Source organism: Pseudonocardia sp. SID8383, assembly GCF_009864975.1.
GTDB lineage: Bacteria > Actinomycetota > Actinomycetes > Mycobacteriales > Pseudonocardiaceae > Pseudonocardia > Pseudonocardia alni.
Map to the genome: position 1 here is coordinate 1 of NZ_WWFY01001227.1, position 266 is coordinate 266.

Consider the following 266-nt stretch of genomic DNA (forward strand, 5'->3'; position numbering starts at 1 on the left):
TGCCGGGTGAAGGCCAGCAGCCCGGAGTCGACGCCGGGGACCGGCCAGAACACCGCGCGCGGCACCGGCCCGGCCCGGCGGGCGGCGGCGTACCAGGCGAGCTTGGCGCTGGGGGCGCCGTACTCGCGCGAGCCGGGTCCGGCGGCGAGCCGGTCGGCGACCTCGGCCTGCACCATGACCAGCCCGGTCCGCAGCGACGGCAGCTCGGCGAGCAGATGCAGGATCACCGGCACCGCGACGTTGTAGGGCAGGTTCGCGACGATCGC

The 266-nt window shown here is 76.7% G+C and carries 1 protein-coding gene; it reads right to left on the reverse strand.

Features of this window, described 5'->3' with window-relative positions:
- Window positions 1–266, reverse strand: a 266-nt coding sequence (locus GTW08_RS29895; RefSeq protein ID WP_275939030.1) for a ribosomal RNA small subunit methyltransferase A, incomplete at both ends; no start/stop codon positions are given.